Origin of the sequence: Desulfoluna butyratoxydans, assembly GCF_900699765.1 — a bacterium.
Classification (GTDB): domain Bacteria; phylum Desulfobacterota; class Desulfobacteria; order Desulfobacterales; family Desulfolunaceae; genus Desulfoluna; species Desulfoluna butyratoxydans.
The window spans coordinates 434024-447561 of sequence record NZ_CAADHO010000006.1 but is presented as its reverse complement, the minus strand read 5'-3'; the positions used below and the strand labels follow the sequence as shown (position 1 = coordinate 447561).

Sequence of the window (13538 nt, the reverse complement as noted above, 5' to 3'; positions counted from 1 at the left end):
TACCTGATGCAAAAAACAACAGGAGCCAAGCATGCACATCATGGAAACAGATACGGTGGTGATCGGAACCGGGCCGGGGGGAGCAACGGTGGCGCGGGAGCTTGCGAAAAAGGGGAAAAGCGTTGTGCTTCTGGAGAAGGGAAAGGCCCGGGACTGGTCCGTGGGCAACCCCCTGGCCTATGCGGCCATGTACGATATACGCAGATCACGGCAGGGAATTCTGGTGCGGCGGGGCATCACCCCGGGTGGTTCCACCATGATCTACTCCGGCAATGCCTACGATCCGCCGTCGTTTTTAAAAAGCGACTTCGGCATCGACCTGGCCACCGAGGTCGCCGTCATCAAAGAAGAGCTGAACATCCGCCCCGTGCCCGACCATTTTTACCAGCACTACCCGGGCACCCGGAGGCTCGTGGAAGCCGCCGGTGAGCTCGGCCATGCCATGAAACCCCAGGCACGGTTCATCGACTCCGACCTCTGCGATCCCCATTGCGACAGGTGCCTTTTCGGGTGCAAGCGGGGCGCCAAGTGGACCGCCCGATCTTACGTCAACGATGCGGTGGATGCAGGGGCCCGCCTTGTGACGGGCTGCGACGTCCGGGAGATCCTCCATGTCAACGGCACGGCCAACGGGGTTGCGGCCGAAACCGACCGAGGCCCCCTTGCGGTCTTCAGCCGCCGTGTCGTCCTTGCGGCAGGGGGCATGGGGACCCCTGAAATCCTCCACCGGTCCGGCATCAAGGGGGCCGGTACCCACTTTTTCACCGACCCCATGGCCGTGCTCCTCGGCGAAATGAGGGAGGGCCCGGGCACCTTTCGGGAGATCACCTACACCTTTGCCGACGAATCCCGCAAAGGGGAGTTTGTCTTCGGCAACGTGGGGGCGGTCAACGCCTTTGTGGCCCAGCTGGCCGCAAAAAATATCTCCTCCTGGCCCCGGGGCGTCCGCATGAAAAAGCTGACAGGCATGTTCGTCAAGCTTTGCGACGAGCCCTCAGGTGAAATCCGGGCCGACGGCTCCTTTCACAAGGCCTTCACCCCCAAAGATGAGGCCCTCATGGCCAAAGGCATTGAGGCGGCAAAGGCGGTCATGGTGCAAGCAGGGGTCCGGGCCGACACCATCGCGGTGGCCAAGGGCATCGGCGGCCACCCGGGGGGCACCGCAGCCATGGGTCGGGTGGTGGGCCCCGACCTGCAGACAGCCATCGAGAACCTCTACGTCTGCGACAACAGCATCATGCCTGTCTCAGGGGGCACGCCCCCGGTTCTCACCCTCATCGCCCTGGCCAGGCAGTTTGCCGCCAGGCTCGGTTGAAAAGCCGGACCATCGCAGCCAACATTACGTTGATAGCGCATTGAAATTAAGATATATTCATACATAACACACGAGATTACGCTGCGACCTCATCCGGCATCACGCGTTGTGACGGCCGATTCCATCGACCGGGCTTTCCATGCCTTCCCAAATGGCTCTCCGCCTCAACGGCCACGCCCCGCCGTTAAAAAACAGGCAATGTTCAATCACTAAAAAATCCGTTTTTCTTGAGCCCTCTTTGAGCTGCCCCGCATACCCGTAAACCATGACACACATGGGGAGGCTATGTGATGCCAAAGAAAATCATAGAAAACGCCGAGGCTCTGAACCTTTCGGAGCTGAAGAACATGATACTGGCAGCGGAGAATCATAATATTCCCATCATGCCGGCCGAAGGACCGTGTGGTGGCTGTGACCTTGTCATCAAAACACCTGTAAAAACAGCTGAAGGGCCCTGCGGCGGGTGCGATGTTGTGACCCCGCCAAAGAATCAGGCCGAGGGCCCCTGCGGCGGATGCGACCTGATGAAAACCGTGTAGTACCTTGATATCACCAGCAACACCCGGGGCAGCTCAAATCCTTATACCCAACCACCCGCCTTCTTTGAAAGGATCCGCCATGGACGCAAACTGGACCCATCCGCCGAAGATCTTCCAGTGGGACACCACCTCGTCGTGCAACCTCAATTGCCGCCACTGCCGAGCCAGCAACCTGGATCGCAACGACAGGGATCTCTCCTTTGACGAGGCCGTGGACATGCTCAACCAGGCAGACCAGATGGCCCCGGGCGCTGCCCTGGCCATGGCCGGTGGAGAGCCCCTCATGCGGGACGACCTCATTGCCCTGATGGACCACATCAAGACAAACCTCAGCCTCTCCATCGAGTTGCTCACCAATGCCACCCTCATCACAAAGGACAACGAAGAGGAGTTGTGCCGGTATGTGGACGGATTCAATATCAGTATGGAAGGGTCAACGGCGGAGGTGCACGATCCGGTGAGGGGCAAGGGATCATTTGCACGAACCCTTTCGGCCGTGGATCTTCTCACCGCCCGGGGGGTCCCCCTTGCCATTCGCATGACCTACTTCGGACAAGGCAAAGAGGAGGTGGAAAAACTTCTGGTCATGATCAAGGAACACGGCGTAACCACATTCAACTTCCGCTACGTGGTGCCCGTGGGCAACGCCGCCGGGGCCGTCTCCGATCCCCTGGAGCACAGGGACGTCAGCCGCTTTGTGTGGGAAAAGGGAAATGAGCTGGGTCTCACCGTGGGCTTCAGCGACCCCTTCCCGGAGCTCCTCGTAAGCCCCGGGCGCTTGAACGAAGTGGAGTCCGACGAGGAACTCTTTAACGGTGTGGCCGTCACAGGGTGCTCCGTGGCCTTCTCCCTCATGTACATCAACCCCCAGGGGGTGGTGCAGTTCTGCCCTTACTTCCCCGTGGTGGTGGACCGGATCCAGAACCGCCCCCTTAAAGAGATCTGGTTTGAAAACGAAAAATTCAACACCTTCCGCTACTCCCGCTCCTTTTTAAGCGGCCAGTGCGGTGAATGCCGGTACAAATTCGCATGCGGCGGCTGCCGGGGTGCAGCCTACGCCACCGGTGACTACCTGGGCTCGGATCCGCGCTGCTGGCTGACCAAAGAGGAATCACGCCAGCTTCAGGAGACCCTTCCCAAAGAGTGAAGAATAAAATAACGACCCGAAATCCAATGCCTCCGGCGGGTCGCTTTTTTGAAAAAAAGCTCCGCAAAAAACTTTCCGGTAGAAAGGTCAGAACAGTCAGAATCGCTGGAATTCATGGAAAAGCTGTCAAAGCCTGTTTGTCAAACTTTTCAAAAGCTTGGCCCCCGGCAGGGCCGCCGGAGGCTTTGTTGATCTGAATAGTTACGATAAAATCAAATCAATGCCGCCCCAGGGTCCCCAAAACTTGCTCGATGACGCTCGTGACACGGCTTTCAAGGGATTCCGCCTCTTCTCCGGGCTCTGACGACGCAGAGGTTTCGTCAAAGGGATTTTCCGGAGCCCCATGGCCATCACCATGGCCTGTCGCCGCATCCTCAATGCCCCTTTCCATTTTTTCATCACCCGCCCCAGGGATCTCCACGGCGTCTTCCCCACCTTGGGTCCCGTGCCAGTACCCGAACAACGCCTCCAGGCTCTCCTGCTGAAAGGCCCGCACCTTCCCCCGCACGCTTTCAGCCACCTTGTCGGCATTGACGGAGAGCAGCCAGCCACTGAGCTGATACAGAGGCAGACAGAGAAACTCCCGGGTCCTGCCGTCCGTGCCGTCCATGGCCAGGAAACGGCAGGTAAGCTTCGGGTCGTGCTTCAGGCGGCTCCGCTCCCCGGCCCAGCTCAGGCCCAGCCCCTCGCACAGGGGTTTCAGGGGCACCCAGTCCAGCTCGTCCTGTCGGAGAAGGGAAAGGGGAGCCCCATCCAGAATATGGGTAACCAGGGCGGGGCACAGGGCCGGTGAATCAACTGTTACCATGTGGTGTCACTCCTTGCAGGCGTTTGAAGGTCTTGTCGAGAGGTGTTCCTATCACAAATCGCCTGCGTTTTCATTTCCCTTCTCAGCCCCGCCCGGGCCATCAGCCCCTCACCTGCCTCCAGGCCCGGGTCCCCGGCATGCCCTCCTCCCACCGGTCCACCATGGCCGTAAACAACTCAACGGGAACGGTATAGGTGACCTCGCCTTTGCCCAGGTAACGCAGGCCGTTGGTGTCAAACCCTCCGATGACGGCCCACTGCCGTCCCTCATCGCGATACCGCCGCGGCCAGGTGATCATCCCGCAGCAGCTCTGGCCGAAGGGCACCCGCACGGCCTCTGTGTCTCCCGTCAGGAACACAGTCAGGGCGTTTAAGGCAACCATGGCCTCGCGCTGTGGAAACAGAACCACGACCTCCGGCATATCTCCGTCCTCAAAAAGGCTCAGGGGCTGAATCACAAGGTTTGTCCCCGAGGCCTTAGGGGGCTTGATCCCGTCGTAAAAGGCCTTTCCCTTTTCCGGGGAGTCCAGGTAACACTCGCCCTGCATCTCTCCTGGGATCCCCGTGGAGATCAGGGCGGGCTCAAAGGGCTCATAATAAGGCTTGAACCCCATGTAAAAGGCGGCACCCAGGCACCCGTAATGAGTCTCGTCAAAACAGGCCGGGGCCTTTTTCCGGCGCGCCCGCCTCACCGTACCCAGGGCGCACGACAGCCAGTTGATGCCCCCGTCTGACTCTTCCGGCAGGCGACTCACCGGTACCTGCGCCTTGGGAGACACCGCGCCAGGGGGTTTTCTTTCCGTGTAAAAAAGCCCCATGGGCTCTTCATTCAAACCAAGGACGTCCATAAACGCCCGAAGTCTCCCCTTAAACTCTGCGCTGTTTATCGTCTTTTTTTTCATTTCTCCTCCCCAATATTAAAGTGACCGGCCAAAAGCGTGCCTCCGGCGGCGAGGTGAGCCACCTCGAAAGCATATAGCCCTTGCGCTTTGTCCCTCGTTCCTCGGGTCAAAGCGCAAGGGCCTTCGGCTCGGGCTTCGCCCGACATAAACTCCGATGGTTTATGCGGGCTGGCTCTGCAGCCAGGCCATGGTTACGATGCAAAGAAAAAAATGGCCGCAAAGGCGCTGAGGATGCCCAGGCCTTCCTTGAGGGTCACGGGCTCTTTGAGCACAAGGCAACCCAGGGCCACAGTGATGATGGGGGACATGGAGGTAAACATCGCCACCACGGCCACCTTCCCGGACTTCACGGCAAAGAGAAACCCCAGGGCACCGGTGAGGCCGATGATCCCGGTGGTGATGCCGAGGCACACCCCTTTCACATGGACCTCCGGCCGAAAATCCACCAGGGTGAGGACAACCAGCCCCACGATGGCGGCCCCGATTGTTTCGTAGATCATGGCGCTCATGGGGCTGATGTACTGGGTGGTCAGCTTGGGGATAAATCCCCACAATCCCCAGCACACCAGGGTCACAAGCGCAGGTGCTATCCAGTTGGCACTCATCGGATTCCCCTCCTTACATGTCTGTGTACGATGATGTCGTGTTGAACCGTTTACTCCCACCTTAGCAGGCCACCGTCCCCCAAACGTCCCTGACCCGGACATTTCATGCCAAAGCAAACAGCCAGAATGAAAGCTGTATGATTTCAGAATACTACAACCAAAATGCCAGCTATTTTAAAAATGCAAAATGTAAATGAGGGGTTGCTGTTTGATCTTCTCACCCTTCGGGGGATCCGGGCTGAGAGGGTTTGGGCATGGAAAGCAAACCAAGGACGTGAAAAAAATTGTGAAACGCGGATCGTTAAGATACTTTCTCCACAGGAGAAAAGACCATGACGATGTTGCACATACACTGTTTTGGCGTTCCCCGGTTCACGGTGGACACAGAGCCCGTAAGGATTCCCCGGCGCAAGTCCGCTGCCCTGGCGGTCTACCTTGCCGTCACGGGCAGAGCCCATACCCGGGAAAAGCTGGCCGACCTGCTGTGGCCGGACCAGGAGCAGGACAAAGGGCGTGCCTCCCTTCGGCGCGCCCTGTCGGACATCACCCGGACCCTTGGGAGGTCCTGGCTGGCCGCGGACCGGGAGACCATCGGGGCCCTTGCCAGCGATCTGGTGCAGGTGGATGTGACCAGGTTCCGAACCCTGCTGGGCATGGGCCGGACAGGAAGCCTTTCGGCCATGGAAGAGGCGTTAAGCCTCTACACGGGCTCTTTTCTCTCGGGCTTTCATCTTAATGGCGCACCCGATTTCGATCACTGGCGGCTGGAGCAGGCCGAGCGCCTCGACCGCGAGGCCGCCGAGATCATGAAGGCCCTTTCCGAACGGTACATGACCCTGGGAAAAAAGGGAGAAGCCCTGGAGGTTGCCAGACGCCTGGCGGCCCTGGATCCCCTGGACGAAGAGGCCCACAGGCGGCTCATGGACCTTTTTGTGCAGGCCGGTCGGCGGGATGCAGCCCTGCGCCAGTATGAGACATGCAGGGCGCTGCTCCGAACCGAGCTGGCCGTCGACCCGGATCAAGAGACCGAGGCGCTGGCAGACGCCATCCGAAGCCACCAAAAACCCGTCAAAAAACAGAAGCCAAACCTGCCAATATCCAACCTGCCGGCCCAGGCCACAGCCTTTGTGGGGCGAGCAGGGGAGGTCACCGGCCTCGTGGAGCGAATCACCTCCCCGGAGGTAAGGCTCCTGACCCTCACCGGACCGGGGGGCATGGGAAAAACCCGGTTGGCCCTCCAGGTGGCCTCCTTGACGGCGGACCGCTTTGCCCACGGCGTCTTTTTCATCTCCCTTGCAGACCTTGACGCCAAAGAAGCCCTGGTACGAGAACTCATCAGGGTCTTCGGGCTCAGCGAAGGGGAGACAGCCCACCCCATGGGACGGATCGCGGATTTTCTGCGACCAAAAAAGATCCTGTTGCTCCTGGACAACTGCGAACACCTGCCCGAAGGGGCACTGGTGGCGGCTGAGTTGCTGGAGGCTGCGCCCCACCTCACCATCCTGGCCACCTCCAGGACCCGGCTGATGCTCAAGGGAGAGCACCTCTTTGCCCTCTCGGGCCTGTCCCATCCCGATATCGCGAAAAAGGCCCCGGACGGCGAAGACCTGAAAAACGCGGAGACGACCTATGATGCCCTGGCCCTTTTCCTGGCAACGGCCAGGATGGTCAACCCGGACACCGAGCTGACCTCCTCAAATTATCCTGCCCTTGCCCAGATCTGTGACATGACCGCAGGCATGCCCCTGGCCCTGATCCTGGCCGCCGGGTGGATGGACACCCTGACGCCTTCGGACATTGCCGGTGAGATCCGGAACAACCTGGATTTTCTCAACGCAAAAATGCAGGACCTGCCCCCGCGCCACCGGAGCATGCGCGCCGTGTTTGACTCCTCCTGGAAACGGTTGACGGAAAAGGAAAAAACGGCCCTGCAAAGGCTCACGGTATTCCGGGACGGCTTTACCCTGGACGCCGTGGCAAAGGTGACGGGCATGGATAAAGGGGCGGCTGCCGAGACAACGGCAAGCCTGGCGAGAAAATCGATCCTCAGGGCCGATCCGGAAACCGGCCGGTTCGGCATCCACCCACTCCTGAGACAGTACACCGACGATCACCTGGGAGACCCCGGCCACGGCCACCCCATGGAGGACGCCCATATGGGGTATTACCTCGCCCTGGTCCAGAGCCGCGAAAAAGAGCTGACGAGCCGGGACATGCCCGCCTGCAGACGTGCCATGGATGCGGACATGGCCAACATCCGTCAGGCATGGCTCCGCGCAGCAGCCACAGGGGCCTTGGACGCCCTGGGCCGGTCAGCCACAGGCCTGTATGCCTACTTTGACATGCACACCCGGTATCACGAAGGGGAGGCCCTGTTCCGCCCGGCCAAAGAGTGCGTGATGGATGCCTCATCAAACCGGCCGGATGCCCGCCTGTGCCTCGTTCTCTTGTGCTGGTTCGACATGCAGACCCAAGGATTCCCACCCAAAAACCAGGAAAACGCCCCATGCCCCGGAGATGAAGAGGCCCGGGTGGAAAGGGTCGCCCGAAACACCTTAAGGCAAGCCGTCTCAACAGGAGACATCCGCGGCAGGGCATGGGCCTTTCTGCTGCTTGGGGCCCTGGCCCACCGCCGGAAACGCCATGGGCAGGCCATTCGGCTCTTTCGCCTGAGCCTTACGGCCCACCCCGGTATTGAGCACGCCTTCTGGGTATCCCTTCGCATCGGGCTGTGCCTGCGCTCCCTGGGCAGAATCGGAGAGGCCATAGACAGGTTCCGGGCAAGCCATCAATGGGCAACCCGTACAGGAGACCACATCAAAACCGCCTGGGCCATGGGCAATATCGGCTCCGCAGCCCTGTGTCTGGGAGACCTGCACACCGCAGAGACCTGCCTTAAGGAAGCCGCAACCGCTTTCCGAAAGCTCAACGCCCCCATCGGCATGGTGATCTCCTGCGAAGAGCTGGGACTCATCGCTTTTTTGAAAGGAGACCTGGAGCAGGCCGCAGCCCTTGCCGAAGAAGCCCTTGGCGTTGCCAGGGCCTCGGGCTTTGCCCGGGCCAGGTATCAGAGGGCCCAGGCGTTAAAAGGGCTCATCTTGGTCGCATCAGGATCCACGGACAAGGCCCGCCCATGCCTTGAAGCGGTTCTGGAAACCGGCCTCTCCCGGTTTTCCGCCCACCTGGCCATGGTCTTCTGCGCCTGCCGGGCCAAAGACCGAGAAACCGCAACCACCCACCTGGCCCAGGCCCACCAGCTGGCCCCAAAGGTCCATAAAACCCACCTTCTTCTGCTCTTAACCCTTGCCCAAGCGTCTGTTTCGGCCCTTTCGGAAGACCACGATGAGGCAACACACCACCTCAATCAGGCACGGCATCACCCCGGCTTCGATGCAGGACTCTTTCAGGCATGGAGCATGGGTACAGAATCATAACGCCTTAAGGCGAATGTATGGAGGCAGTCATCATACAAACGCCTTCAGGGCATTCGCGTCGTGTGCGACCTATGGCTGCCGTTTTTGCAGAAGAGGCTCATTTCATTCTTCTGTAACCACGAGACACACTGCCCACCGACCAAGTAACCGACTAAGTAGCCGACCAAGTAGTCTCACTGAAGGATCCCCTCACGTGGCCACCACTCCATATGTACTTTTTCTCCTGCCTGTGAGATCATAAGGAAAGCCCGGACATCTTTTTTGCTGAGTCATTGAGACCTCATCCCTTATCAGGAGGCCCCATGCTTACAGCCTTTGTTGTTCTGCTGGTCTGTACCGTCACCGCCCTGGTTGCGCTGCGCCTGATCTATACCCCGGACGGCCCCCTCACCGGCCAGGATGACGAAGAGGAAATCCCCTTTCAGGTGATCATCACACCCCACGAGCTCTCCTGCGAGCACCCCATGAGGGAACGGGAGGCCGTTCCCTGGAGAGAAATCCACGAAATCGTTCTCATCAACGCCCAGGAAGCCCCGCCCATCCCTCCCTACTGGCTGGTCTTCGTGGGGGACGGCAAGGGATGCTCCGTCCCCACCGAGGCCCAGGGATTCTCCCGGCTCTGGGACGAAATCGAGGCCCGGTTTCCCGGTTTTGATTTCAATGCCGTCCTCGAACCGGAAGCAGGCATCACCAAGAAAAGCGTCTGGCGAAAACCCGAGGTTCCCCACTGACCATAGGGAATTAACCTTTCCCCGTCATAGCCATGTCCCTTTTGATCCGGTAAAGATCGAAAGGGTGCCTTGTGTACTTTTTTCTCCATGTATGAGAAAGTATATCCATACATTACCATCCCTTCGTGAATCACCCCCGTGTTCAACACAACCCAGCCCCGTCCCTGAGTGTTCCGACCGAGCCATGAAACGCCTAGCCCAAGACGGCTTGCGTGCCCCTTTGCCAGGAGGAGACATGAAAAAACCCGACAACGCCCCTAAAAAGACCGCCCATACGCACAGCCACAAAAAACTTGGGGACATCCTCATCGAAGCCGGAGTCATTGAACCCAAGGACCTCCAGAAAGCCTTGCACGCCCAAGCCACGTCGCCGAAAAAAATAGGCCAGATCCTCATGGACATGGGGATCGTGGATGATATCCAGATTGCCCGGGCCCTGTCCGAGCAGTTGAACATTCCCTACCTCCACCTGCCCGATATAAAAATCGCGCCGGAGGTGATCGCCCAGGTCTCCGCTGAAATCGCCGAAACCTATCTTCTCCTGCCCACCAAAGAGGAAAACGACGAGCTTGTGGTCACCATGGCCAACCCCCTGGAGTTCTACGCCCTGGACGATTTGCGCTTCATGACACAAAAGCGCATCAAGATAGCGGTCTCGCCCCAAAGCGAGGTGCTCACCGCCATTGACACCTACTACCCCAAAAAAGGGCTCCACCTTGATGAAGCCCTTCAAAACGAAGTCCAGATTGAGGTGATCAAAACCACCGAAGCCAATGAAAAAGAGCTGGACAAGGGCGCCCTGACCTCCATCGCCGAAGACCCGCCCGTGGTGCGATTTGCCAACAGCATCCTGGCCGATGCCGTGAAGCTCAAGGCCAGTGACATCCATATCGAGCCCCGACAGGCGTCGGTTATCATCCGGTACCGCATCGACGGGATCATGCGTGAAATCCTCAAGACCGACAAACTCATCCACTCCGCCCTGGTCTCACGCATCAAGGTGTTCTCCTCCATGGACATCTCCATCCGGCGCAAGCCCCAGGATGGTCGCGCCCAGGTAAAGTACGGGGGGATTGCCTATGACTTGCGGGTCTCCTCGTTTCCCACATCCTACGGCGAAAAAATCACCATACGGATCCTCAACCCGGAATCCGCCAAGATGAGTTTTGAAAACTTAGGGCTCCAGGGGACGCACTACAAAGATCTGGAAAGCAGCATTCAGTTGCCCCAGGGCATTATCCTGGTCACCGGGCCCACGGGCAGCGGAAAATCAACCACCCTGTATGCCTGCCTGAACCGCCTCAACTCTCCGGAGGTCAACATCATCACGGTGGAGGACCCTGTGGAGTACAAGGTGGACGGCATCAACCAGGGCCAGATCAATCCCAAGGCGGGCATCACCTTTCCCGCGGCCCTGCGGTCCATCCTGAGGCAAGACCCGGACATCGTCATGGTGGGGGAGATCCGGGACGGAGAAACCGCGGGTATCGCGTGCCAGGCGGCGCAGACCGGACACCTTGTCCTCTCCACCCTGCATACCAACGACTCGCCTTCGGCCGTCACCCGGCTCCTGGACCTCGGAGTGGATGCCTTTGTGGTGGCGGACTCCGTGGTGGCATGCATCGGCCAACGGCTGGTCCGGCGCATCTGTGATAAATGCAAAACCACGGACACCCTGTCGGCCCAGCTGCTTGAAAAGATTCCTTCGGGGGAAAACGGGGATGAAGATGTCAGGTACTACAAAGGGGAAGGGTGCGAAGCATGTCGGTATTCAGGGTATGTGGGGCGGATCGGCATCTACGAAATCCTGCGCATCACGCCGTCTATCCAGTCCCTCATCAAAAAAGACGTGTCAGCGGCCACCATCAAGGCCCAGGCCATGAAGGAGGGATTCCAGCCGTTTTTCATGGATGGGGTCATGAAGGCCCGGCAAGGCCTCACCACCTTAGGGGAGGTTCTCCGGGTGGCCGGCCCGGACACCTCGCCTACAGAGGCTGCAGCCCCGGCCTCGGCAGCCCCTCCCGACCCCGCAGCCGTCACGTCGATGCCAGCCTTTGACCCCACGTCCCATGTGACGGTGGTGGGGCACCCCACGGTCCTGGTAGTGGATGACAACGAGATCGAGCTGGAAATGATGTCCCACCTCCTAAAAACCCAGAACTATCGTATCGTCAAAGCAACGAACGGTGTGGAAGCCTTGAAATCGGTCTATCATGCCATGCCGGACCTCATCGTGACAGACTACGTCATGCCGGAAATGGACGGGTTCACCCTCATCAAAAAGCTGAAAGAGGAGATCGCCACCCGCATGATTCCCGTAATCATGCTCACGGCCAACGAGGACCTCAAATCCGAGGTGGAGGTGCTCAATGTGGGCGCGGACGATTACATGACCAAGCCCGTCAACTACGAACGGTTCATCGCAAGGGTCAACAGGCTCCTTCAGCGACGGATGGAGGCCCCCAAGGGGTGAGACGCCCTACTCGAAGGTATCCGTGGCAATGACCTCGACTTTGTCTATGAGGGTTCCCAGCCCGTTGCTTTGCCCTGCGATCTCCGACAGGGACAGATCAATGGGGTCGCCGGTTCCCGTCACCTGAACCGTGTACTCTTTCCACTCGTTGGTGGGCGGCGTAAAGGTCTCCACCTCATCGCCTCCCCATCCCACGGAAAAATCCGATGAGTTGGCGCGCCTGGCCCGGGCCGTGATTTTGATTTCATAGACCCTGCCCGCTTCGGTCTGCACGCTCTGGGAGATGGTATCATTGGCCCTGCCGCCGTCGAGTTCCACGATATGGCCTCCGTTGGGGGAGCTGTACCCCAAAAACCCATCCCTCCAGATTTCGATGGCCCCTGTGTTGGACTCCCATCCGTTGATCCTTCCGGTGGGCACCGGGGCCCATCGTTTCACGTTCCTGTTCACCGAATCAAAGGTTGAGTTGTCCAAAAGGTTCTCCCCTGCGGGGATGTCGGACTGAACCTGCGATGCCGACGTATGGTGCAACGAGCACTGCACCTGGCCGTACTCGGGCACCTCGATGGAAGAGCTGGACCAGGTATAGACGCCACCCCGGGGGCACTGGTAGGAGTCAATGAAGTCCGGCGTAAAGGCTTCATGCTCGAAGTAGTAACTCTGGGTCTGGGTCTCGATGTCTCTTCTGAGCAGGAGGCAGTTGGCGGCGTAGACCTTCTCCTTGTAGTTGAGATATCGCGGAATGGCGATGGAGCTCAGCACCCCGACGATGGCCACGGTCACCATGAGTTCCAGAAGAGAAAATCCGGCATTGTGCGTGGTTTGAGGGGTCATGGCACAAGCTCCGGTATGGGTTTGGCGGTGCTGATACGAACGTGGGAGAACCCGTGGCGATGGGCATTGGGACACTCCACGACATAGGCGCCCTTTTCCCGGTGGACTTTATAGGGGGCTCCGCTCACGGGGCAGGTAAAGCCCTCCACATCCGTCTCCCCGAGTTGCAGTGCCCGGACCACCTTCCACAGGTTGTGGACGCAGGCATCTGTCTGCATGTCGGTGTCTGCCGTGCCCACACGAAGGGGTTTTGCGTGTTCATGGCGCAGGGAGAATATCCTGGGGACCTGAAAGGCCAAAACCACGATGCTGAGGGCCAGGAGGACATAATAGAGGGGGCGGCGGTCTTTTTTCTTTTTTTTCTCCTGCTGCTGTTGCTCCCGCTCGGCCTCTCCTTTGGCAAAATCGGCGATGGCGTCCTTGGCAATATCCGTATCCTTGTGATCGTCCATAATAAATCCAAAATCCCATGGGTTGATGTGATGACGGAAAAATGCTCTCCAGGCTCGGCCTGAGGCACAGACATGTCATGAATGGAGGGAAAACACGGCGATCTTTCAATGGAATGGTTGCTTATCCACAAGTATACTGAACCAGAGGTGTTTTTTCAAAAAAATAAAGATCTTTGCGTCAGTCTTTATAGACAGTACTCATTCACAGGAGCCTCAGCCTGGGCACCGTCTGACCCGGTTCGACGCTTTTCTGTCCGGGTCCTTTCTTGATGATAGCGGTTGATTTGAACCCCGGATAA

General features: G+C 58.9%; 11 protein-coding genes. 6 read left to right on the top strand and 5 right to left on the bottom strand.

Annotated features, from left to right (window positions below):
* Positions 1–31 precede the first annotated feature (31 nt).
* The 3 genes from MSL71_RS17945 (at position 32) to MSL71_RS17935 (ending at position 3001) form a co-directional block, all read left to right on the top strand.
* The gene (locus MSL71_RS17945; protein WP_180142982.1) at positions 32–1315 is read left to right on the top strand and encodes an FAD-dependent oxidoreductase; all 1284 of its coding nucleotides are present in this window, start codon (positions 32–34) and stop codon (positions 1313–1315) included.
* A gap of 290 nt (positions 1316–1605) precedes the next feature.
* On the top strand, positions 1606–1854 hold the full coding sequence (locus MSL71_RS17940; RefSeq protein WP_180142980.1) for a hypothetical protein: 249 nt from the start codon (positions 1606–1608) through the stop codon (positions 1852–1854).
* A gap of 79 nt (positions 1855–1933) precedes the next feature.
* A complete protein-coding gene (locus tag MSL71_RS17935) occupies positions 1934–3001 on the top strand; it encodes a radical SAM/SPASM domain-containing protein (RefSeq protein WP_180142978.1) in 1068 nt (355 codons plus the stop codon).
* Between the two features lie 217 nt (positions 3002–3218).
* Here MSL71_RS17935 and MSL71_RS17930 read toward each other — a convergent pair whose 3' ends face one another.
* The 3 genes from MSL71_RS17930 to MSL71_RS17920 form a co-directional block, all read right to left on the bottom strand.
* Positions 3219–3809: a phage antirepressor N-terminal domain-containing protein gene (locus MSL71_RS17930; protein WP_180142976.1), complete on the bottom strand. Its 591-nt coding sequence runs from the start codon at positions 3807–3809 to the stop codon at positions 3219–3221.
* Positions 3810–3909: 100 nt separating this feature from the next.
* Positions 3910–4710 carry a DUF169 domain-containing protein gene (locus tag MSL71_RS17925; protein WP_180142974.1) on the bottom strand — a complete coding sequence of 267 codons (801 nt, stop codon included), beginning with the start codon at positions 4708–4710 and terminating at the stop codon, positions 3910–3912.
* A gap of 191 nt (positions 4711–4901) precedes the next feature.
* Positions 4902–5315 (bottom strand): EamA family transporter, encoded by a 414-nt coding sequence (locus MSL71_RS17920; protein ID WP_180142972.1) that lies wholly within the window; start codon positions 5313–5315, stop codon positions 4902–4904.
* Between the two features lie 332 nt (positions 5316–5647).
* Between MSL71_RS17920 and MSL71_RS17915 the strand changes: the two genes are divergently transcribed.
* From MSL71_RS17915 to MSL71_RS17905, 3 genes are all read left to right on the top strand, one after another.
* On the top strand, positions 5648–8749 hold the full coding sequence (locus MSL71_RS17915) for an AfsR/SARP family transcriptional regulator (RefSeq protein WP_180142970.1): 3102 nt from the start codon (positions 5648–5650) through the stop codon (positions 8747–8749).
* Positions 8750–9051: 302 nt separating this feature from the next.
* A complete protein-coding gene (locus MSL71_RS17910; protein ID WP_180142968.1) occupies positions 9052–9480 on the top strand; it encodes a hypothetical protein in 429 nt (142 codons plus the stop codon).
* 235 nt (positions 9481–9715) lie between these two features.
* Positions 9716–11953, top strand: a complete 2238-nt coding sequence (locus tag MSL71_RS17905; protein ID WP_180142966.1) for an ATPase, T2SS/T4P/T4SS family — start codon at positions 9716–9718, stop codon at positions 11951–11953.
* Between the two features lie 6 nt (positions 11954–11959).
* On the opposite strand, the gene MSL71_RS17900 is transcribed toward MSL71_RS17905, so the two are convergent.
* Positions 11960–12787, bottom strand: coding sequence for a type IV pilin protein (locus MSL71_RS17900; protein WP_180142964.1), 828 nt, complete (start codon positions 12785–12787; stop codon positions 11960–11962).
* A complete protein-coding gene (locus tag MSL71_RS17895) occupies positions 12784–13239 on the bottom strand; it encodes a hypothetical protein (protein ID WP_180142962.1) in 456 nt (151 codons plus the stop codon). The genes MSL71_RS17900 and MSL71_RS17895 overlap by 4 nt, the downstream gene beginning before the upstream one ends.
* Positions 13240–13538: the final 299 nt, after the last annotated feature.

Excerpts from the sequence above, each read along its gene's own strand:
- MSL71_RS17945 (WP_180142982.1), top strand. The coding sequence starts at position 32 with ATGCACATCATGGAAACAGATACGGTGGTGATCGGAACCGGGCCGGGG.
- MSL71_RS17940 (WP_180142980.1), top strand. The coding sequence starts at position 1,606 with ATGCCAAAGAAAATCATAGAAAACGCCGAGGCTCTGAACCTTTCGGAG.
- MSL71_RS17935 (WP_180142978.1), top strand. The coding sequence starts at position 1,934 with ATGGACGCAAACTGGACCCATCCGCCGAAGATCTTCCAGTGGGACACC.
- MSL71_RS17930 (WP_180142976.1), bottom strand. The coding sequence starts at position 3,809 with ATGGTAACAGTTGATTCACCGGCCCTGTGCCCCGCCCTGGTTACCCAT.
- MSL71_RS17925 (WP_180142974.1), bottom strand. The coding sequence starts at position 4,710 with ATGAAAAAAAAGACGATAAACAGCGCAGAGTTTAAGGGGAGACTTCGG.
- MSL71_RS17920 (WP_180142972.1), bottom strand. The coding sequence starts at position 5,315 with ATGAGTGCCAACTGGATAGCACCTGCGCTTGTGACCCTGGTGTGCTGG.
- MSL71_RS17915 (WP_180142970.1), top strand. The coding sequence starts at position 5,648 with ATGACGATGTTGCACATACACTGTTTTGGCGTTCCCCGGTTCACGGTG.
- MSL71_RS17910 (WP_180142968.1), top strand. The coding sequence starts at position 9,052 with ATGCTTACAGCCTTTGTTGTTCTGCTGGTCTGTACCGTCACCGCCCTG.
- MSL71_RS17905 (WP_180142966.1), top strand. The coding sequence starts at position 9,716 with ATGAAAAAACCCGACAACGCCCCTAAAAAGACCGCCCATACGCACAGC.
- MSL71_RS17900 (WP_180142964.1), bottom strand. The coding sequence starts at position 12,787 with ATGACCCCTCAAACCACGCACAATGCCGGATTTTCTCTTCTGGAACTC.
- MSL71_RS17895 (WP_180142962.1), bottom strand. The coding sequence starts at position 13,239 with ATGGACGATCACAAGGATACGGATATTGCCAAGGACGCCATCGCCGAT.